This window comes from Micromonospora sp. B006 (assembly GCF_003408515.1).
Taxonomy (GTDB): domain Bacteria; phylum Actinomycetota; class Actinomycetes; order Mycobacteriales; family Micromonosporaceae; genus Micromonospora; species Micromonospora echinospora_A.
The window spans coordinates 3,063,930-3,083,610 of sequence record NZ_CP030865.1 but is presented as its reverse complement, the minus strand read 5'-3'; the positions used below and the strand labels follow the sequence as shown (position 1 = coordinate 3,083,610).

At 72.9% G+C, this 19,681-nt stretch carries 15 protein-coding genes; 9 read left to right on the top strand and 6 right to left on the bottom strand.

What is annotated here, in order from left to right; translation table 11 throughout:
• Positions 1 to 34 precede the first annotated feature (34 nt).
• A complete protein-coding gene (locus MicB006_RS14565) occupies positions 35 to 1,129 on the bottom strand; it encodes a transposase (RefSeq protein ID WP_116506754.1) in 1,095 nt (364 codons plus the stop codon).
• A gap of 144 nt (positions 1,130 to 1,273) precedes the next feature.
• The gene (locus tag MicB006_RS14560) at positions 1,274 to 1,969 is read right to left on the bottom strand and encodes an NAD(P)-dependent oxidoreductase (RefSeq protein ID WP_116506752.1); all 696 of its coding nucleotides are present in this window, start codon (positions 1,967 to 1,969) and stop codon (positions 1,274 to 1,276) included.
• Positions 1,970 to 2,096: 127 nt separating this feature from the next.
• Here MicB006_RS14560 and MicB006_RS14555 point away from each other — a divergent pair, with 127 nt between their 5' ends.
• On the top strand, positions 2,097 to 2,774 hold the full coding sequence (locus MicB006_RS14555; RefSeq protein ID WP_073827919.1) for a TetR/AcrR family transcriptional regulator C-terminal domain-containing protein: 678 nt from the start codon (positions 2,097 to 2,099) through the stop codon (positions 2,772 to 2,774).
• Between the two features lie 51 nt (positions 2,775 to 2,825).
• Here MicB006_RS14555 and MicB006_RS14550 read toward each other — a convergent pair whose 3' ends face one another.
• A complete protein-coding gene (locus MicB006_RS14550; protein WP_073827920.1) occupies positions 2,826 to 3,494 on the bottom strand; it encodes an NAD(P)H-dependent oxidoreductase in 669 nt (222 codons plus the stop codon).
• A 190-nt stretch (positions 3,495 to 3,684) separates the two neighbouring features.
• Between MicB006_RS14550 and MicB006_RS14545 the strand changes: the two genes are divergently transcribed.
• Entirely contained in the window at positions 3,685 to 4,101 is a 417-nt protein-coding gene (locus tag MicB006_RS14545) for a DUF4440 domain-containing protein (protein ID WP_116506751.1), read from the top strand.
• A 133-nt stretch (positions 4,102 to 4,234) separates the two neighbouring features.
• Here the strand turns inward: MicB006_RS14545 and MicB006_RS14540 are convergent, their stop codons facing one another.
• Entirely contained in the window at positions 4,235 to 5,239 is a 1,005-nt protein-coding gene (locus MicB006_RS14540; protein WP_116506749.1) for a nitronate monooxygenase, read from the bottom strand.
• Between the two features lie 83 nt (positions 5,240 to 5,322).
• Positions 5,323 to 7,422: an MMPL family transporter gene (locus MicB006_RS14535; RefSeq protein ID WP_225980754.1), complete on the bottom strand. Its 2,100-nt coding sequence runs from the start codon at positions 7,420 to 7,422 to the stop codon at positions 5,323 to 5,325.
• Between the two features lie 1,000 nt (positions 7,423 to 8,422).
• Between MicB006_RS14535 and MicB006_RS14530 the strand changes: the two genes are divergently transcribed.
• Positions 8,423 to 10,117, top strand: coding sequence for a LuxR C-terminal-related transcriptional regulator (locus MicB006_RS14530; RefSeq protein WP_152037838.1), 1,695 nt, complete (start codon positions 8,423 to 8,425; stop codon positions 10,115 to 10,117).
• A 54-nt stretch (positions 10,118 to 10,171) separates the two neighbouring features.
• Here MicB006_RS14530 and MicB006_RS14525 read toward each other — a convergent pair whose 3' ends face one another.
• On the bottom strand, positions 10,172 to 12,841 hold the full coding sequence (locus MicB006_RS14525) for a LuxR family transcriptional regulator (protein ID WP_225980753.1): 2,670 nt from the start codon (positions 12,839 to 12,841) through the stop codon (positions 10,172 to 10,174).
• A 420-nt stretch (positions 12,842 to 13,261) separates the two neighbouring features.
• Between MicB006_RS14525 and MicB006_RS14520 the strand changes: the two genes are divergently transcribed.
• From MicB006_RS14520 to MicB006_RS14495, 6 genes are read left to right on the top strand one after another with little or no spacing between them, the layout of a single operon-like run.
• Positions 13,262 to 14,350, top strand: a complete 1,089-nt coding sequence (locus MicB006_RS14520; protein WP_116506744.1) for a polyprenyl synthetase family protein — start codon at positions 13,262 to 13,264, stop codon at positions 14,348 to 14,350.
• Positions 14,350 to 15,414 carry a mevalonate kinase gene (gene mvk / locus MicB006_RS14515; RefSeq protein WP_116506742.1) on the top strand — a complete coding sequence of 355 codons (1,065 nt, stop codon included), beginning with the start codon at positions 14,350 to 14,352 and terminating at the stop codon, positions 15,412 to 15,414. The genes MicB006_RS14520 and mvk overlap by 1 nt, the downstream gene beginning before the upstream one ends.
• Positions 15,404 to 16,444 (top strand): diphosphomevalonate decarboxylase, encoded by a 1,041-nt coding sequence (gene mvaD / locus MicB006_RS14510; protein WP_116506740.1) that lies wholly within the window; start codon positions 15,404 to 15,406, stop codon positions 16,442 to 16,444. Before mvk ends, mvaD begins: the two co-directional genes overlap by 11 nt.
• On the top strand, positions 16,441 to 17,550 hold the full coding sequence (locus MicB006_RS14505) for a phosphomevalonate kinase (RefSeq protein ID WP_116506738.1): 1,110 nt from the start codon (positions 16,441 to 16,443) through the stop codon (positions 17,548 to 17,550). The genes mvaD and MicB006_RS14505 overlap by 4 nt, the downstream gene beginning before the upstream one ends.
• Positions 17,547 to 18,629 carry a type 2 isopentenyl-diphosphate Delta-isomerase gene (fni, locus tag MicB006_RS14500; RefSeq protein WP_116506736.1) on the top strand — a complete coding sequence of 361 codons (1,083 nt, stop codon included), beginning with the start codon at positions 17,547 to 17,549 and terminating at the stop codon, positions 18,627 to 18,629. Before MicB006_RS14505 ends, fni begins: the two co-directional genes overlap by 4 nt.
• Positions 18,626 to 19,681 (top strand): hydroxymethylglutaryl-CoA reductase, encoded by a 1,056-nt coding sequence (locus MicB006_RS14495; protein ID WP_116506734.1) that lies wholly within the window; start codon positions 18,626 to 18,628, stop codon positions 19,679 to 19,681. Before fni ends, MicB006_RS14495 begins: the two co-directional genes overlap by 4 nt.

The following is a 19,681-nucleotide window of genomic DNA, read 5'->3' as shown; positions in this document are numbered from 1 at the left end:
GCCGGTGGCCCACGGTCACCGGCACCCGCCCGCGTCAGGAGGTGCGTCGCAGTGCCGGCTCCGGCCGGCTGTGCATCGCGAGCACCGTGTGCGCCGCCGACGCCAGCGTCACATGGCGATGCCAGCCCCGATATGAGCGGCCGGTGAAGTCGCGCAGACCCACCTGGTCACCGGTGGCCTCCAGGTCGTCGGTGACCCGGCGGACGAGCGCCGTCCGGCGGACCAGGTCGGCGAGGCCGATGTCGCCACGGCTGGTCAGCCACAACTGGCGGGGCTCGCGGCGGCCCGGCGCGCTCAACTCCACCAGCAGCAGGGGATCGTGGCTGCGGGTGCTTGGCAGCCGCACCGCTACGGTGCCGGCCAGCACCGGCGGCCTCGCCGTGAGTCCGAAGACCGGCCGGCGCTGGTGCCGCGCGGTCGCCGCCAGGTCACCGGCCGGCTCGGCCGCCGTACCCGTGGCCGGGACGAGCCGCAGGCCGGCGGGCACCCGGATCAGCACCGGCGCTCCGGCGGCCCGCAGCCGGCGGACCACCGCCTCGACGTCCATCTCCCGCGCGTCCACCACGACCAGCTCGCCGGCCGGCGCCCCCAGCTCCAGGTACGTCTCGACCGTGCAGGCCCCGAGCGACTGGGTGACCGCGTCGTCCGGGATGGCCGCGCGGCGCCGGCGCTTCTCGTCGGACAACCAGTCCTCGTTGAGGTGCAGCCGCCAGTTGACCGGGGTGACGACGTTCGCCGAGGCCGCCCAGAGACCCACCGCGTGCTGCGCGTTCAGGGACTGTCCCAGGCCCGGCGAGTACCGGCGGCCGACACCTACCGAGTGCGTTCCGGCCTTGCGGATCAGAGTCGGGTGCAGCACCCAGGTCCGTGCCCCGCAGAGCCGGGTGACGTGCCGGGCGAGCGCCCGCCGGACCGGCATCCAGTCCCAGGTCGAGTCGCTGACGAAATGGTGCAGCGCCTGCTCCGCGGCGGGTTCCGTGGAGGTCGCGGCGATGTTGCGGATCGACTTGCGTCCCCGGGCCAGCAGGAGCCCGCGGACGTACTCCCGGCCGCGCCGTCGCTGATCACTGCGGGGCAGCCCGGCCAGAATGTCGTCACACAGATCCGTCAGGTCCTCGTCCAGCAGCATCCTGCCTCCTCGCGGCGCGGCGGCGAATGCAAACGAGCTTGGAACCCGCGGCGAGGATGGTCGAGGTGCTGCCGGCACCGCCCTCGGGGCCACAGTGGTTGGCCGAGGCGCAGGTCGGTGGGCGGCCCGCGTGGCGGGCGCCCTTCACTTGCCGATGTGCAGCGCCTCCCGGATGAACATCTGCGCGAAGGTCGGCGCGCCGGTGGTGGTGACCACGTCGATGAACTGGCCGACGTGGAGGTCCTCGGTCGCTTCCCGGACGAGCAGGTCGGCCAGGTCGGTGCGGGAGGTGAACCGGCCGGGGAGCCGGCGCGGCTCGGCCCGGTAGTCGGTGACGCCGTCACCGTCGAAGAGGCCGGCCGGGCGGACGACGGTCCAGTCCAGACCGCTGTCCGCCACCACCTTCTCCATCCGCGCCATGTCGTCGTAGACGGTGCGTCCCATCTTCAGCAGGATCGGCGCGATGATCTTCTTGAAGGTGAACGTCTCGCCCTCGGCGTGCTCACCGCTGGTGCCGGTCGACGTCACGCAGACCAGACGGCGCAGGCCGTGGACCCGCATCGCGGCGATCATGTTGGCGGCGCCCTGCGAGTAGACCCGCACGGTCTCCTTCGTGTACGGCACACCCAGCGTGGAGATCACCGCGTCCTGACCGGCGACGGCGGCATCGACAGCCGCGGCGTCCAGCACGTCCGCCCCCACCACCCGCAGGCTCTCGCCCCGCAGCGGGAAGGACTCCGGACGTCGGGTCACGGCCGTGACGACGTGGCCCCGGGTCATCGCCATCTCCGTGGCCAGCCGGCCGGTGGGCCCGTTCGCGCCGAACACCACGAGTTTCATCTGGCTTCACCTCTTCGCCGGCGCGAGGGTCGAACGATGGTCCAGCACTCGAACAACGTTCCAGTGCCCGTCCAATGTACTACGCTCACGGGCGGAACAGGCAGATTTCGGGCAAGGCGGTGACGGGATGGCGGAGCGGAGCCGGAGTCTGTGGCTGCGGACCACGTCCGCCGGGCGGCCCGATCCGCCGCTGACCCTCGAACGCATCACCGCCGCCGCGGTCGAGCTGCTGGACGAGAACGACGTCGGGCAGCTCACCATGCGCCGCCTCGCCGACCGCCTGGGCGTCGGCACCACCACGCTGTACTGGCACGTGGACACCAAGGAGGACGTGATCGACCTCGCGGTCGACGCGGTGTTCGCCGCCACGCCGCCACCGCCGCCAGGCGACGACTGGCGGGCGGACGTCACGACGCTGCTGAGCGAGCGGCGTGCCGCGCTGCTGCGGCACCCGTGGTCGGCGGTGATGCGCCGGCGTCCCGCTGTCGGCCCCGGCTTCCTGTCCTGGATGGAGTTCCTCCAGGCCACCCTGACCCGCGCCGGGTTCGCCTCGCGGGACGTCACCGCGGCGAGCTGGGTGCTCTACAGCCACGTCCAGGGCTCCGCGGCCAGCCAGGCGACGCTGCGGTGGTCGGCGGAGGAGCGCCGGGAGGGCCAGCGGATGCTGGAGCGGCACAGCTCCCGCTATCCCACCCTGGCCGCGCAGCGGCACCTGCTTGACGACGACTGGGACACGAACTTCACGCTCGGGCTGGCGTACGTGCTGGACGGTCTGACCGCCCGCGCGGGAGTCGGCGCCACCTGACCCCGGACACGCCGAACCGGCCCGCGCCGGGCGGGCCGGTTCACGGCGGAGTCAGAGGCCGAACTTCTCCGCCAGCAGCCGGCGGTCCACGTACTTGATCGCCGACGTGGTCTGCTCGCGGCCGATCTTGTACGCGGTGGCCACCTCGACCAGCCGCAGCGCCTGGTACTCGAGGGCGGCGAGGTTGTCCTCGTGGACGTTGTTCGCCTCGTGCCGGGAGACGCTGCACGTGCCGTACGGCGCGCCGTTGTTCGGCAGGCCGAGCACCTCCACGCTGGAGCCGTTCGGGACGATCAGCGAACCCCAGTGGCAGATGCAGTTGTGCAGCGCCAGGATGGCCGCCTGCTGACCGGCGTGCGGCATCGAGCCGGACGCGAACACCGACACCACCTTGTTCGCCAGGTCGCCCGGGATCGCGACCGGTCCGGAGTGGTCGATGAAGTCGAGGATCTGCGGAGCCGGCAGCCCGTAGTGCACCGGAGTGCCGATCATGATGGCGTCCGCCGCGACCAGGTCCGCGAGCGTGGCCACCGGAACGTCGGCGGTCTCGGCGTTGAGCTCGGCGTACGCCTTGTGGTCGAGCACCATCGGACTGGGCAGGTCGGGCACCTTGTAGAGCTGCGCCTCCGCGCCGGCCTTCACCGCCGCCGCCGCGGCGGCAACGGCCATCTGGTAGGTATTCCCGCTGCGGGAGTGGAAGATGATTGCCACCTTGATCACAGGAACGCTCCTCACGAGTCGATGCGCCTGGGCATCGCATGGACCATCTACGGGCATCCTGTCGGCCGCGACCCGCACGGCAAATGGCGCGGATCTTAGTTAGTCACCTCGGCGTCCGCCGGGCCCGCGACCTGACAGAACCGGCTCGTCGCCGTTGACCGGTCCGTCCTGATCCGGGTGTGCTGCGCCCATGTCGAACGCTTCCGAGGAAACGCCCGCCGCACCCACCGACCCCGCCGCGCTCCTGCCCCTGTTCGAGCGCGCGTTCAACAACCGCGACCTCGACCAGCTCGAGCGGCTCTACGAGCCGGACGCCCTGCTGATCCTCGCCCCCGGCACGGTCCTGACCGGCGACGAGAGGCGTGCGCGCAGCCGGGAGGAGCAGCACTTCCTGCCGATCAAGGCCGCCGTCCGCCACCAGTACGTCACCGGCGACATCGCTCTGGTGATCAACGACTACGTCCACGAGGGAACCGGGCCGGACGGCACCCCGCTACGGATCGAGGGCACCGCCGTCGACGTGCTCCGGCGCGGCGCGGACGGCGCCTGGCGCTGCGTCATCAGCAACCCCGCCGGCCTGGGCACCGCCGGGCCCACCGCACCCTGACGACTGTCGACACCGGGCCGCAGTGGCGCCGGTGACCGGCGGGCCGGCTCCCCTCGGGCAGACCAGGTGGAGCCGGCCCGCCGAGGGGAGCGACCGCGCCAGGCTGGCCCGTCCGCGGGCCCGGTTCGGACGGTCAGCCCGTCAGCCGGGCCACGATGTCGGCGGCCGGCCCCGGCACGGCGGACGCGAAACCGGTCCCGGCCCACAGGTTCAGCGCCTCGGCGTCGCCCTGACGCGCCGCCGCGGCCCGGATCGGCGCGGTCAGGTGGTGCACCGCCGGATAGGCGACCGGCGCCGCCTCGGAGTAGGCGTCGGTGAAGCGGTTGCGCAGGGCCCGCGCCGGATGACCGGTGAACGCCCGGGTGACCACGGTCCGGCGGAAGTCGCCGGAGAGCATCGCGGCGCGTTGCGCCGGCCGGGTGCCGGCCTCGTCGGCGAGCAGGAACGCGGTGCCGCTCTGGACCGCAGCCGCGCCGGCCGCGCGCAGCCGCGCGACATCCTCGGCGGACGACGTTCCGCCGGCCACGACGACCGGCAGATCCGTGACCGCCCGTACGGCGGCGAGCAGCTCCTGCGCCTCGCCGCGCGGCCGGTAGCCGGCCGGATCGGTGGTCGACGCGTGCCCGCCCGCCGTGCCCGCCTGCGCGACGAGCGCGTCCGGGCCGGCGGCGACCGCCCGGCGGCCCTCGTCGGCCGAGGTGACGCTGATCAGGACGTGGCATCCGGCGTCGCGCAGCGCCCGCACCACACCCGCGGGCGGTACGCCGAACGCGAAGCTCACGAGCGGGACCGCGTACGCCACCGCCACGTCCACCTTCGCGGCGAAGTGGTCGTCGTCGTGCGGGCGCGGCGGCGGCAGGTCCACCCCGTATCGCTGCGCCTCCGGCAGCAGCAACCGGCGGTACGCCTCCACCGGGGCCGGGTCCGGCTCGGCCGGGGTCGGCACGAAGATGTTGAGCCCGTACGGCACGCCGGCCGCGCGCATGGCGCGTACCTCGTGTTCGACGGCCTCGGGGGACTGGTAGCCGGCGGCGAGGAAGCCGATCGAGCCGGCCCGGGCGGCGGCCGTGACCAGCGCCGGGTTCGACGGACCTCCGGCCATCGGGGCGACCAGGAGGGGAGGAAACAGCTCGGGCATGGCGTGACCCTACGTCGGTTCCGGACGACAGCGAGTGCGGGGAACCCGTCCAGGGGTTCCCCGCACTCTTTGGGGGAAGGGGCTCAGATCCGGGCCGCTTCCTCGACCCCGGCCGGGGGAACCGGGGTCGTCTTCGCCCGGCGTCCGGGCATCCACCAGTTGGCGTTGCCGCACAGCTCCATCACCGCCGGGACGAGGATCATCCGGACGATGGTGGCGTCGACGAACACCGCCACGGCCATGCCCAGGCCGACCTGCTTGACCGAGACGTCGGGACCGAGCATGCCGGTGGTGAAGACGGCGATCATGATGGCGGCGGCCGCCGTGATCACCTTGGCGGTCCGGGCCAGACCACGGGTCACGGCCTGGCGGGTGTCGCCGGTGCGCTCGTACTCCTCGCGGATCCGTGAGATCAGGAAGACCTCGTAGTCCATGGAGAGGCCGAACAGCAGCGGGAACATCATCATCGGCACCCATGTCGTGATCGGCATCGAGGTGGGGAAGCCGAGGGCGGACCCGAGCCAGCCCCACTGCACGATCGCCACCAGCACACCGAAGGAGGCGCCGATGGACAGCAGGTTCATCACCGCCGCCTGCAGCGCGATCGTGACCGACCGCACCAGCACGACAAGCAGCAGCAGGGACAGCAGGATGACCACGGTGATCATCACGGGCAGCCGCGAGCTGGTCTCCTCCGCGAGGTCGATCGCGCCGGCGTTCGGGCCGCCGAGATAGACCTCGCGGCCCCCGGAGGCCGCGGGCAGCACGTCGTCGCGCAACTTGTGCACCAGGTCCGCGGTGGCCTCGTCCTGGGCGCCGGTACGAGGGAAGGCCATGAAGACGGCGGCCTGCCCGTCCTGGCTGATCCGGGGCGGCGTGGCGTACGCGACGCCCTCGGTGCCGCTCACCGCGGCGACGACCGGACCGAGGTCGCTGTTCCCGTCGCCGACCTCCGCGGCGAAGATCAGGGGAGCGCCGTAGCCGGGACCGAAGCCCTCGGACAGGATCTCGTACGAGGTGTAGCTGCTCCGGTCACGGGGCTGGACGCTGGCGTCGGGCAGGCTCAGCCGCATCGACAGCAGCGGCGCGGTCAGCACCAGCAGGACCCCGGTGGCCAGGAGCGCGGCGGTGACCGGGCGGCGCTGGACGACGCCGGCCCAGCGCTCGGCGAGCGTGCGGCGCTCCTGCTTCGGCGAGTCGGCGTCGGTCTGGCGAAGGGGTCCCCGGCGCGGCACGCGCAGGCCCTGGATCTTGTAACCGGCGAAGCCCAGGAAGGCCGGCATCAGCGTGACCGCGGCGATCATCGTCACCAGCACTGTCGCCGACGCCCCGAGCGCGACGCCGTTCATCATCTTCTGGCCCATGGCGATCAGGCCCAGCAGCGCGATCATCACGGTGGTGCCCGCGAAGAGGACGGCATGACCGGCAGTGGTGATGGCCTTGACCGTGGCGCTCTCCGGATCGTCCCCCTCCACCAGGCTGTCCTTGTAGCGGGTCAGGATGAACAACGCGTAGTCGATGCCGACACCGAGGCCGATCAGCACGGCGATGAGCACCGTGAAGTCCGGCGAGGGGACCAGGTGCCCGACGAGCTTCATCAGCGCGACCCCGCCGAGCACCGCCAGCAACGCGGTCACGATCGGCAGGCCCATCGCCACGAGCGAGCCGAAGGCGAGGAACAGGATCACCGCGGCGGTCACCACGCCGACCGCCTCGGCCGGGCCCTGCGGGGGCGTCTCCGCCTTCTCCGCCCGCTCGCCGCCCAGCCCCAGCGTCACGCCGTCGCCGGAGGCGTCCTTGACCGTGTCGACGAGCGGCTTGGCCTCGGCCTTCTCCACGTCCATCGAGGTCAGCGGGATCGTCGTCCGGGCGATGCGGCGGTCGGAGGTGACCAGGTTGCGGTCGTCGTACGGCGACACGATCGGCCCGGTCACCGGTGAGGCGTCCAGATCGGAGATGACCTTCTCGATCTTCTGCCGGGCCGCCGGGTCGTCGATCCCCCGCTCGGCCTTGATGGCCAGGGTGAGGGTGTCCCCCCGCTGCTCGGGGAAGTGCTTCTCGATCAGGGCCTGGGCTCGTGCCGAATGGGAGTCTCCGCCGGAGTAGACGTTGTCCGGGGCGGCGCCGTAGCGGAAGCCCAGGAACGCCAGCGCGATGACGCCGACGATCCAGGTCAGGAGCACCAGTCGACGACGCCGGTAACAGAACCGCGCCAATCCCGCCAGAGCTCCGTCTGTGCGGGGAGTCTCGGTAGGCATCATCTTCTCCTCAAGTCAATAAGCGCTCTACCTAATGGTCGTGAACAGGCACTTCTGTGTCGCCGTACGGATGCAGGCACTTCCTGGTCGCTAGTACCACGGTTGCGGTACTCCATTTGCAGTACACCTGTCGGTATCCGGTCAGCGCCGTATCCTGCGCTTTCTCTGTCGGCAGAGCGGCGCGGTCGCCCGCCGCCCGCCGACGTGGCTGCGGGGCCGGTCGGGCTCGGACCGCTCGGTGCGGCGTCGCGGCCCGGCCGTAGCATGTTTCACCTGTTCAGAGCGGCTTCCGGGCGCTCGGGCCGTCGGCCGCGGTGGTTACCGGCGAGGGCTATTTCGGTCATGCGAGAGGGTTCTGCCAATCGTGGCATTGTTTAGTTAAGTCCGATATCAGCGGGATGCTGCCTGATATATGACGGCTGCGCCCGGGCCTGCCGGATAGCTATGATGAGCGACGACGGTGATCGATGGCAAATGTTGTTGCTGTGGGGTAGCGTCACCGCCGAGTCCAGGCTTTTCTTGAGCTGTGTGCGCATATTCCGGGGGGATTATGACAACGGGACGGCCGGGGGAGAACCGGGCGACAGACGCGGCACGAAATCCGGGGTGGGCCGCCGGGGGGCCGGCGTCCCAGCCATGGGGCGGGGGGAACGACGAGCAGGTCCTGCGCGAGATCCTCGGGGTCGACGTGCACCGCGAGCTGATTGACTTCGCGGGTGGTGCCGGCGGAAATCCGCACCTGGTCGCCGAACTCGCGCGCGGGCTCGCCGAAGAGGGATTGATTCGGGAGACAAACGGTCGGGCGGAATTGGTGTCCCGGCGAATTCCCCGGCGCGTGCTGAGTTTTGTCATGCGTCGATTGAATGATGTCAGCGCCGGCTGCCAGCAGTTCTTGAAGGTTGCCGCGGCATTGGGCAGATCCTTCATGCTGGAGGACGTTTCGAGAATGCTGGGCCGATCGTCGGCGGCCCTGCTCCCGCCGGTGGACGAGGCGATCGCATCGGGCTTCGTCGTCGCCGCCGAGCATCAACTCGCCTTTCAGAGCGACTTCCTGCTGCGCGGCATCATCGAGTCCATTCCCGGGCCCGCCCGCGACGCCTTACGACGTGAGGCGATGAGCCTTTCCGGGCGACGGCGCCCGGCGGCCGACCAGAATCGCCGGTTGGACGCGGCGCCTACCGCGCCGGTGAGCGCGACCGGGGAGGACGCCACCGGATCCTGTTCCCGGGCGCACCGCCTGATAATGAACGGGAACGCGAAGGCCGGCATTCGCGTCGCCGAGGCGGTTCTCGCCGGCCCGGCCGCGTCGCTCGCTGCCCGGCGTGACGCGGAGGCGTGTCTGGTGCTGGCCGATCTGCTGCTCGGCGGGGAGGGCGGCGGCCCGATGACCGAGGCGATCCTGCGCGAACGCGACGCCGAGTCCGGTGACGCCGCACTGGCGATGGCGCTGACCGCCCGGTCCACCGGGCTGTGGTCGGCGGGAAAGCTGGCGGAGGGCCTGAAGCTGGGACGGGCGGCGGTGCGGGCGGGCGCGGAGGCCGAACCGGTGTGGCGTCTGCACGCCCAGCTCGCGCTCGCCGGGAAACTCGCGAACCTCCGCGAGTTCGACGAGGCCGAGGCGTTGATCAACGAGGCGGAAGCGGGCCTGCGCGGACTGCCCGCGCCGATCTGGACGGCCGCGACGGCGGTGATGCGGTCCCGGTTGCTGCTCCAGGCGGGGCGGATCGGGGAGGCGCGTCGGGAGGCGGCGCTGGCCACCACCGCCGTGGAGGGGGACGCGGTGCCGATGCTGCGGCCTCTCGCCTACGCGGTGCTCAGCACCGCCTCCTTCTACATGGGGGACCTGCCCGCCGCGATCGAGTACCTCAGGCGGGGGCAGCGGGACGCGGACCGCCACGTGGTCCTCGACTCGGTGCAGTACTCGTGGGCGGAAGTGCTGATCACGGTCAAGCAGGAAGGCCCGCGGGCCGCCGCCCAGCTGCTCGCGGGCAAGCACCACCGCCTGCCCACGCAGCGCCGCCTCTACGTCGAGGTGCCGAGCGCCGCCGCCTTCCTGGTCCTGCTCGCCCGCGACGTGGACGACCGTGACCTCGAACGCCGCGTCCTCGACACGGTCAACGGGCTCGCCGCGGACAACCCCAGGATCCAGGTCGTCAGCCTCACCGCCATGCACGCCCACGCGCTGGCGAACAGCGCTCCGGCCGCCCTGGCGCTCATCATCGTGCAGTCACGGGACCCGATCTCGGTGGCGCTGGCCACCGAGGAACTCGCCAAGCTCTACGCCGCGCAGGCCCAGGCGGGGGGACGGCCGGCGACGCCGGCCCGCGCCGAGGAGGCCGCCACCCCGCCGGCGAGCTGTTGGTCGACCCTGTCCGACATGGAGCAGCGGATCGCCTACCTGGTGAGCGTGGGTCTGACGAACCGGCAGATCGCCAAGCAGGTCCACCTGTCCGCGCACACCGTCAACTACCACCTGCGGAAGATCTACCGGAAACTGGGTTTCAACACCCGGGCCGAGCTGGCGCACGCCGCGGCCACGTACTCCGGCCGGGCGGCGATCTACTCCATGAGCGGCGACCAGGACTGGGGCGCCGGATCCATGACCGGCAAGGCCAGCTGAACCGCATTCCCGGCGTCCGCCGGCTGAACCGCGCCCCGGCGTACGCCGGCCGGTTCAGCCGGCGGACGCCGGCTGGCGTGTGGTGGCCAGCGCCGGCCGGACCGCCTCGTGCGCGATGAAGCAGCGGGTCAGTTCCACCCGGCTGTTGATGTCGAGCTTGGAGAAGACGCGCCGCAGGTGACTGTCGACGGTGTGCGGGGACAGGAACAGCGAACTCGCCGCCTCGCGGTTGGTCATCCCGTCCACGATGGCCCGCACGACCCGCAGCTCCGCGCTGGTCAGGCTCTCCCACCCCGACCGGGGCCGGTCGGGGACCAGCGGGCGGACGTTGTGAGCCGGCAGGCCACGCAGCTCGGCCTCCACGCGCTCCAGGTCGCGTCGCGCGCCGCACTCCCGGTAGCCGTCCGTCGCGGCCTCGAGCAGACGGGTGGCCTCGGCCCGGTCCCGGGTGCTGCGGGCCGCGTCCTCCACCGCGCCGGCCGCCGCGAGCGTACGGCCGGCGAGCCGGTGCAGATCCGCGGCCCGCAGCAGCGCCGCCGGATCGTCGCGCAGGAGACCCGCGGCGTGTTCCGCCGCCGCCGCCAGCGACTGGACGAACGGGTTGCCGCGGGCGACGCGCCGGGCGACCTCCACGGCGCGCTCGGCCTCCGCGTCGAGCCCCGCCCGGCGGGCCTGGCGTACGAGCGTCGCCGCAGCGGCCGGCGCCTCGGTGAACAGCAGCGGATCGGGTGCGACCTGTCCGGCGACGTTGATCAGCGTCTGCACCATCATCGCCGGACGGCCGCTGGCAGCGTGGAACCGGGCCAGCGCCCAGTCCATCCGCGCCGAGTCGTCGGCGGAGGCCAGCCGCTCGGCCGCCCGCAACTGGTCGCTGGCCGTGGCGAGGTCACCGTGGTGCACGCCGAGGTGGGCCAGGACCAGGCGCGCCGGCACGCAGTCGCCCGGCCGGGAGTGGTCGGCGGCTCGCAGCGCCGCCTCCGCCTCGGCGCGTGCCTCGTCCAGCCGTCCGGCCGCTGCCAGCAGCTCGGCCCGGTGGCCGCGCCAGAGCGACTCCGAGCCGGTGTGACTGGGCTCCTGCGCCAGCGGTCGTACGGTGTCCAGCACCGCCTGCGCCTCGTCGAGCTGATCGGCCGCGCCCAGCGCCCGGACCAGCCAGGTCCACAGCGGCCGCCGGCCGGGCGCGCAGCCCGGGGACTGGTGCCGGGGCTCCAGCTCGGCGGAGGAGGCACCGCCCAGGTGCTTCGTGGTGTCCGCGAGCGCCCGGTCCAGCTTGGCGCGGTCCAGCTCGCACACGTCGTGGCGGGCCTGCGTCCGGCGCAGGAAGCCGGCCGCCAGGCGGTGGCTGCCGGCGGCCCGCATCCCGTGTCCCAGTTCGAGCACGAGCTGCGCCTCGACGTCCGCCGCGAGGTCGCGGCGGAGCATCACCTCCGCGAGGCGGCCGGCCTCGGCGGCCCGCCCCGCCCCGGCCAGCAGGCGCAGCGCACGGGCCAGTGCTCGTGGCGCCTCGGCGGATCCGTTCTCCAGGTGGGACACGGCGGCTGCCGCCACGTCGTCGCACCCGCACCGGCCCGAGCGCGGCCCCGCCGTCGCGGCGGGCGTGGCCGCGTCCGGCGCGGAGCGCGTGACGCGTACGCCGGCGGGGGAGTGGGGCGTCCCGGGCCGCGGATCGGGCCGCCCGCGCCGGACCGGGTCGCCCGCCGCCGGTGCCGGCGCGGATCCGGGCTCGGCACGCTCCGGTTCCGGGTACGCGGCGTGGCGAAGCGCCTCTCCGAGCACCGGGTGGGCGAAGGTCAGCTCCGCGCCGTCGCGTCGTATCAGCCCGACCCGCACCGCCTCGTCGATCGCGGCGGACACGTCGGCGGCCGAGCCGTCCAGCAGGCCCGTCACCCGGTCGACGGGAAACGTGTGGCCGAGCCGGCCGCCGGCCGCGAGCAGGCGCCGCAGCGGGGGCGGCAGCTCCTCCAGCAGCCCGCGAACGGCGGCGAGGACACCGTCGGGCAGCTCGTCGGACACCACCGACGCCGCCCCGTCCACGATGATCATCTGGCCGGCCTTGATGAACGCGCTGAAGACGATCTCCATCACCTTCGGGTTGCCGCCGCAGCGGGCCGCCCAGCGCAGGACGGAGGCGTCCGGCCGGGCGCCGAGGATGCCGGCGCACAGGTCGGCCACCGCCTCCTCGCCCGGCTCGCGCAGCCGTACCCGTACCGCGACGTGCTCGGCCAGCCAGTCGACGGCGTGCTGAGCGATCGACCCGGCGGCGACCGGCCGGCGGGCCAGCAGCCAGAGCACCGGCGAGGACGCCAGGCGCGGCACGAGCCCGCGCAGGGCCAGGGCGCTGACGTCGTCGATGCGCTGGGCGTCGTCCAGGGCGACCACGAGCGGGCGCCGGCGCGCCGCGACCTCGACCAGATCGCCGACCCGGTCGATCAGCCAGAACGGGTTGGCGCCCGGCAGGGCGAGCTGCTCGACCGCCGCTTCGCCGGGCATCGCGTGGCGCAGGAAGTTGACGAGCAGGTGTACGGGCACCGGCTGATCCGTGACGCTTGCCCGCCCGGCCACCACTGTCAGCCCGCGGGCCGCCGCCTCCAGGCCGGTGACCTTCAGCAGGTGGGTCTTGCCGATGCCGAACGGCCCGTCGACGACGACGCAGCCCCCGGATCCCCGCATGGTGGCGTCGAGCAGTTCCCCCAATGAGGACAATTCCTGCCCGCGCCCCGCCATGCGATTCATGATGACCATCCCGTTTTCCTCTGCTGAATCGTCCGACGTGCGCCGCGAGCCGATGTCCCACCGCGTTCGACCGTCCGTTCTGGACAGTTGAACGCCGGATCGGGGCGGGCTACTCAGTTATACGGGATCTGCGGCCGTTCGTCGGCGACGTCGCTGGCAGCGCGCACTACTCGCGTGAGTAGTGGGCAGGGTGTCAGGCCGCGATTACTGTCAGGCCATGCCGGGCTCGGCGTGCCGGCGCGGACGAAATGGCGACGCCGATGGGGAGATCGGCGTCGTTTCCGCGCCGGCGCAAAACGTCCGGAACGGAATCGACTAATCGCCGCTCGACGCGACTGGTCCAGCGAATCCAGGGGAGTCCGAGATGCGTGAGTGTAATGGTGACCGCCGTCTTGATCGGGAGACGCGGGCATGACCGTCGGATATCTCGGGACGGTCACCGACTCGGCGCCCGTCGACGCCGCGCTGCGCGACTTCTTCGCCGAGCGCCGCGCCGAGGCACGCGAGCTCGGCGACGACTTCGCGGCCCTGGTCGCCGAGCTGGAGAGCTACGTCCTGCGGGGCGGCAAGCGCATCCGGCCCGCCTTCGCCTGGCTGGGCTGGATCGGCGCCGGCGGCGACCCGGAGGACCCGGTGGCGACCGCGGTGCTGAACGCCTGCGCCGGGTTCGAGCTGCTGCACGCGTCCGGCCTCATCCACGACGACATCATCGACGCGTCGCAGACCCGCCGCGGCCATCCCGCCGCGCACGTCGCGTACGCCGAACGGCATCGGGCGCGGCGCTTCTCCGGTGACCCGGGAACGTTCGGCACCGGCACCGCCATCCTGATCGGAGACCTCGTCCTGATCTGGGCCGACGTCCTGGTCCGCGCCTCCGGCCTGCCGGCCGACGCGCACGTGCGGGTCTCGCCGGTGTGGTCGGCGGTGCGCTCCGAGGTCATGTACGGCCAGCTGCTCGATCTGATCAGCCAGGTGAGCCGGAGCGAGGACGTCGACGCGGCGCTGCGCATCAACCAGTACAAGACCGCGTCGTACACGGTGGAGCGGCCACTGCAGTTCGGCGCGGCGATCGCCGGCGCGGACGACGACCTCTTCGCGGCCTACCGCGCCTTCGGCGCCGACGTGGGTATTGCCTTCCAGCTGCGCGACGACCTGCTCGGCGTGTTCGGCGACCCGGTGGTGACGGGCAAGCCGTCCGGCGACGACCTGCGGGAGGGCAAGCGGACGGTCCTGCTCGCCACGGCGCTCAAGCGCGCCGACGAACGGGACCCGGACGCGGCGGCCTACCTGCGGGCGAAGGTCGGCACGGACCTCGCGGACGAGGAGATCGCCCGCATCCGCGCCATCTTCCGCGACGTCGGCGCGGTCGAGGAGATCGAGCGGCAGATCTCGCAGCGCACCGACCGGGCGCTGGCCGCGCTGGAGGCGAGCAGCGCCACCGCCCCCGCGAAGCATCAGCTCGCCGACATGGCGATCAAGGCCACCCAGCGGGCCCAGTGATGTCCACGGAACCGGTGACCGTCGTCGCCCGCGGCGTTCTCGACGGCCGGGGTGACGGGCCGGGCCGCCTCGGCACCGGCCGCGCCCACGGCAAGGCCATCCTGCTGGGCGAACACGCCGTCGTGTACGGCGCTCCGGCGCTCGCCGTCCCGGTGCCGCAACTGACCGCCGTGGCCAAGGCGCGGCGGGCCGGCGGCGACGGCGGCGACGAGGTCTCCTTCGCCATCGCCGGGCTGGAGAGCCCGGAGGTGACGTCGCTTCCGACCGACGGCCTGCAACATCTGGTGACGGAGTTCCGGCAGCGGGCCGCCGTCACCGAGCCGATGCGCGTCGACGTGCTCGTGGACTGCGCCATCCCGCAGGGCCGGGGGCTCGGGTCGAGCGCCGCCTGCGCCCGCGCCGCGGTGCTGGCCCTCGCGGACGCGTTCGACCGCCGCCTCGACGCCGCCACGGTGTTCGATCTGGTGCAGACCTCGGAGAACGTGGCGCACGGCCGGGCCAGCGGCATCGACGCCCTGGCCACCGGTGCGACCGCGCCGCTGATCTTCCGCAACGGCGTGGGCCGGGAACTGCCGGTCGCCATGGCGGGCGCCGCGCGTGCCGCGCGAGGGTCGGGCCCGGCCGGCTTCGACGCGGTGCTCGTCATCGCCGACAGCGGCGTCAGCGGCAGCACCCGGGACGCGGTGGAGCTGCTGCGGGGTGCCTTCGAGCGCTCCCCGCGCACGCGCGACGAGTTCGTCAGCCGGGTGACCAGCCTGACCGAGGCGGCGGCGCACGACCTGCTCCAGGGCCGGGTCGCCGACTTCGGCGCGCGGCTGACCGAGAACCACCGGCTGTTGCGCGAGGTCGGCATCAGCACCGAACGGATCGACCGGATGGTCGACGCCGCGCTCGCGGCGGGCAGCCCGGGCGCCAAGATCAGCGGCGGTGGCCTGGGCGGCTGCATGATCGCACTGGCCCGGGACCGCCAGGAATCCGCGGCGGTGGTGCGGAGCGTCCAGCAGGCCGGCGCCGTCCGCACCTGGACCGTCCCGATGGGGAGGTTCACCGGCCATGACGACTGACCACCGGGCGGAGCCGTCCGAGCCGGCGCTCGACCGGCCCGCGACCGCCGTGGCCCATCCGAACATCGCGCTGATCAAGTACTGGGGCAAGCGCGACGAGCAGCTGATGATCCCGTACGCCGACAGCCTGTCGATGACGCTCGACGTCTTCCCGACCACCACCACCGTCCGGATCGACAGCGGCGCGGCGGCCGACGAGGTCGTCCTCGACGGCTCGCCCGCCGACGGCGAACGGCGACAGCGCGTCGTCACCTTCCTGGACCTGGTACGCAAGCTGGCCGGGCGCACGGAACGGGCCTGCGTCGACACCCGCAACTCCGTGCCCACCGGCGCCGGCCTGGCGTCCTCGGCGAGCGGATTCGCCGCCCTCGCCCTCGCCGGCGCCGCCGCGTACGGCCTCGACCTGGACACCACCGCGCTGTCCCGCCTGGCCCGGCGGGGATCCGTGTCGGCCTCCCGGTCGGTCTTCGGCGGCTTCGCGATGTGCCACGCAGGCCCCGGCGCCGGGACCGCCGCGGACCTCGGCTCCTACGCCGAGCCGGTGCCCGTCGCGCCCCTCGACGTCGCGCTGGTGATCGCGATCGTCGACGCCGGGCCGAAGGCGGTGTCGAGCCGCGAGGGGATGCGGCGAACCGTCCGGACCTCCCCGCTCTATCAGTCGTGGGTCGCCTCCGGCCGCGCCGACCTGGCCGAGATGCGGGCCGCGCTGCTCCAGGGAGACCTGGACGCGGTCGGCGAGATCGCCGAACGCAACGCCCTCGGCATGCACGCCACCATGCTGGCCGCCCGGCCGGCGGTGCGCTACCTGGCGCCGGTCACTGTCGCCGTGCTCGACAGCGTGCTGCGCCTGCGCGCCGACGGCGTCTCCGCCTACGCCACGATGGACGCGGGACCGAACGTCAAGGTGCTCTGCCGCCGCGCGGACGCCGACCGGGTCGCCGACACCCTGCGCGACGCCGCGCCGAGCTGCGCCGTGGTCGTCGCCGGACCGGGGCCGGCGGCCCGGCCGGACCCGGGCAGCCGGCCGTGACCGGCCCGGGCGCCGTGCGCCGCCACGCGCCGGGCAAGCTGTTCGTCGCCGGTGAGTACGCGGTGCTGGAGCCGGGCCACCCGGCGCTGCTGGTGGCGGTCGACAGGGGAGTGGACGTCACCGTCTCCGGCGCCGACGCCCACCTCGTTGTCGACTCCGACCTCTGCCCGGAGCAGGCGTGCCTGCGGTGGCAGGACGGCCGGCTCGTCGGCGCGGGCGACGGGCAGCCGGCGCCCGACGCCCTCGGCGCCGTGGTCTCGGCGATCGAGGTGGTCGGCGAACTCCTGACCGGACGAGGGCTGCGCCCGCTGCCCATGCGGGTGGCGATCACCAGCCGGCTGCACCGCGACGGCACGAAGTTCGGCCTCGGGTCGAGCGGGGCGGTGACAGTCGCCACGGTGACCGCAGTGGCCGCGTACCACGGGGTGGAGCTGTCGCTCGAATCGCGGTTCCGGCTGGCGATGCTGGCGACGGTGCGTGACGGCGCCGACGCCTCCGGCGGTGATCTGGCCGCGAGCGTCTGGGGCGGCTGGATCGCCTACCAGGCGCCCGACCGCGCGGCCGTGCGCGAGACGGCGCGGCGGCGCGGCGTCGAGGAGACGATGCGCGCGCCCTGGCCGGGCCTGCGGGTCCGGCGGCTGCCACCACCGCGTGGCCTCGCGCTGGAGGTGGGCTGGACCGGCGAGCCGGCGAGCAGCAGCTCGTTGACCGGGCGGCTGGCCGCCTCCCGGTGGCGGGGCAGCCCGGCGCGGTGGAGCTTCACCAGCCGTAGCCAGGAGTGTGTGCGTACCGCCATCGACGCGCTGGAGCGGGGCGACGACCAGGAACTGCTGCACCAGGTCCGGCGGGCCCGGCACGTGCTTGCCGAGCTGGACGACGAGGTCCGGCTCGGGATCTTCACCCCCCGGCTGACGGCGCTGTGCGACGCCGCCGAGACCGTCGGCGGCGCGGCCAAACCGTCCGGCGCCGGTGGCGGGGACTGCGGCATCGCGTTGCTGGACGCCACCGCCGCGACGCGGACCGCGCGGCTGCGCGAGCAGTGGGCCGCCGCCGGGGTGCTCCCCATGCCGATCCAGGTCCATCAGACGAACGGGAGCGCGCGATGATCGCCAACCGCAAGGACGACCACGTCCGGCTCGCCGCCGAGCAGCAGGGCCGGCTCGGCGGTCACCACGAGTTCGACGACGTGTCCTTCGTGCACCACGCCCTGGCCGGCATCGACCGGTCCGACGTCTCGCTGGCCACGTCGTTCGGCGGCATCGACTGGCCGGTGCCGCTGTGCATCAACGCGATGACCGGCGGCAGCACCAAGACCGGCCTGATCAACCGGGACCTGGCGATCGCGGCCCGGGAGACCGGCGTACCGATCGCCACCGGGTCGATGAGCGCCTACTTCGCCGACGAGTCGGTGGCCGAGAGTTTCAGCGTGATGCGCCGGGAGAACCCCGACGGGTTCATCATGGCCAACGTCAACGCCACCGCCTCCGTCGAACGGGCCCGGCGGGCTGTCGACCTGATGCGGGCCGACGCGCTGCAGATCCACCTGAACACCATCCAGGAGACGGTGATGCCGGAGGGGGACCGGTCGTTCGCCGCCTGGGGGCCGCGGATCGAACAGATCGTCGCCGGCGTCGGTGTGCCGGTGATCGTCAAGGAGGTCGGCTTCGGGCTCAGCCGCGAAACGCTGCTGCGGCTGCGGGACATGGGCGTCCGGGTGGCCGACGTCGCCGGCCGCGGCGGCACGAACTTCGCGCGCATCGAGAACGACCGGCGGGACGCCGCCGACTACTCCTTCCTCGACGGGTGGGGACAGTCGACACCCGCCTGCCTGCTGGACGCCCAGGGCGTGGACCTGCCCGTGCTGGCCTCCGGCGGCATCCGCAACCCGCTCGACGTGGTCCGCGGGCTGGCGCTCGGCGCCGGCGCGGCCGGGGTGTCCGGACTGTTCCTGCGCACGCTCCTGGACGGCGGCGTGCCGGCGCTGCTGTCGCTGCTGTCCACCTGGCTCGACCAGATCGAAGCCCTGATGACCGCCCTGGGCGCGCGGACCCCGGCCGACCTGACCCGCTGCGACCTGCTGATCCAGGGTCGGCTGAGCGCGTTCTGCGCGGCCCGGGGCATCGACACCCACCGCCTCGCCACCCGTTCCGGCGCCACCCACGAGATGATCGGAGGCATTCGATGAACGACGCGATCGCCGGTGTGCCCATGAAATGGGTAGGTCCCGTGCGGATCTCGGGAAACGTGGCGCAGATCGAGACGGAGGTTCCGCTCGCCACGTACGAGTCGCCGCTCTGGCCGTCCGTCGGCCGGGGCGCGAAGATCTCCCGGATGGTCGAGGCGGGCATCGTCGCCACGCTCGTCGACGAGCGCATGACCCGCTCGGTGTTCGTGCGCGCCAAGGACGCGCAGACCGCCTACCTGGCCTCGCTTGAGGTCGACGCGCGGTTCGACGAACTGCGTGACATCGTGCGCACCTGCGGCAGGTTCGTCGAGCTGATCGGGTTCCACCACGAGATCACCGCGAACCTGCTGTTCCTGCGGTTCAGTTTCACCACCGGCGACGCGTCCGGGCACAACATGGCGACGCTGGCCGCCGACGCGCTGCTGAAGCACATCCTGGACACCATTCCGGGCATCTCGTACGGCTCGATCTCGGGCAACTACTGCACCGACAAGAAGGCCACCGCGATAAACGGCATTCTCGGCCGGGGCAAGAACGTGGTCACCGAGCTGGTCGTGCCGCGGGAGATCGTCCACGACAGCCTGCACACGACGGCGGCGGCGATCGCCCAGCTGAACGTGCACAAGAACATGATCGGCACGTTGCTCGCCGGCGGTATCCGCTCGGCCAACGCCCACTACGCGAACATGCTGCTCGGGTTCTACCTGGCCACGGGTCAGGACGCCGCGAACATCGTCGAGGGCTCCCAGGGCGTGACGGTCGCCGAGGACCGCGACGGCGACCTCTACTTCTCCTGCACGCTGCCCAACCTGATCGTGGGCACCGTCGGCAACGGCAAGGGGCTCGGCTTCGTCGAGGAGAACCTGGAGCGGCTCGGCTGCCGCGCCTCGCGTGATCCGGGCGAGAACGCCCGGCGGCTCGCGGTCATCGCGGCCGCGACGGTGCTCTGCGGCGAGCTGTCCCTGCTCGCCGCGCAGACCAACCCGGGCGAGCTGATGCGGGCGCACGTCCGGCTCGAACGCCCGACCGAGACCACGAAGATCGGAGCCTGA

What these genes read in the sequence shown, in the direction of transcription:
- MicB006_RS14565 (WP_116506754.1), bottom strand. Translation starts at nt 1,129, where the DNA reads ATGCTGCTGGACGAGGACCTGACGGATCTGTGTGACGACATTCTGGCC.
- MicB006_RS14560 (WP_116506752.1), bottom strand. Translation starts at nt 1,969, where the DNA reads ATGAAACTCGTGGTGTTCGGCGCGAACGGGCCCACCGGCCGGCTGGCC.
- MicB006_RS14555 (WP_073827919.1), top strand. Translation starts at nt 2,097, where the DNA reads ATGGCGGAGCGGAGCCGGAGTCTGTGGCTGCGGACCACGTCCGCCGGG.
- MicB006_RS14545 (WP_116506751.1), top strand. Translation starts at nt 3,685, where the DNA reads ATGTCGAACGCTTCCGAGGAAACGCCCGCCGCACCCACCGACCCCGCC.
- MicB006_RS14540 (WP_116506749.1), bottom strand. Translation starts at nt 5,239, where the DNA reads ATGCCCGAGCTGTTTCCTCCCCTCCTGGTCGCCCCGATGGCCGGAGGT.
- MicB006_RS14530 (WP_152037838.1), top strand. Translation starts at nt 8,423, where the DNA reads ATGCTGGAGGACGTTTCGAGAATGCTGGGCCGATCGTCGGCGGCCCTG.
- MicB006_RS14525 (WP_225980753.1), bottom strand. Translation starts at nt 12,841, where the DNA reads ATGGCGGGGCGCGGGCAGGAATTGTCCTCATTGGGGGAACTGCTCGAC.
- MicB006_RS14520 (WP_116506744.1), top strand. Translation starts at nt 13,262, where the DNA reads ATGACCGTCGGATATCTCGGGACGGTCACCGACTCGGCGCCCGTCGAC.
- mvk (WP_116506742.1), top strand. Translation starts at nt 14,350, where the DNA reads ATGTCCACGGAACCGGTGACCGTCGTCGCCCGCGGCGTTCTCGACGGC.
- mvaD (WP_116506740.1), top strand. Translation starts at nt 15,404, where the DNA reads ATGACGACTGACCACCGGGCGGAGCCGTCCGAGCCGGCGCTCGACCGG.
- fni (WP_116506736.1), top strand. Translation starts at nt 17,547, where the DNA reads ATGATCGCCAACCGCAAGGACGACCACGTCCGGCTCGCCGCCGAGCAG.
- MicB006_RS14495 (WP_116506734.1), top strand. Translation starts at nt 18,626, where the DNA reads ATGAACGACGCGATCGCCGGTGTGCCCATGAAATGGGTAGGTCCCGTG.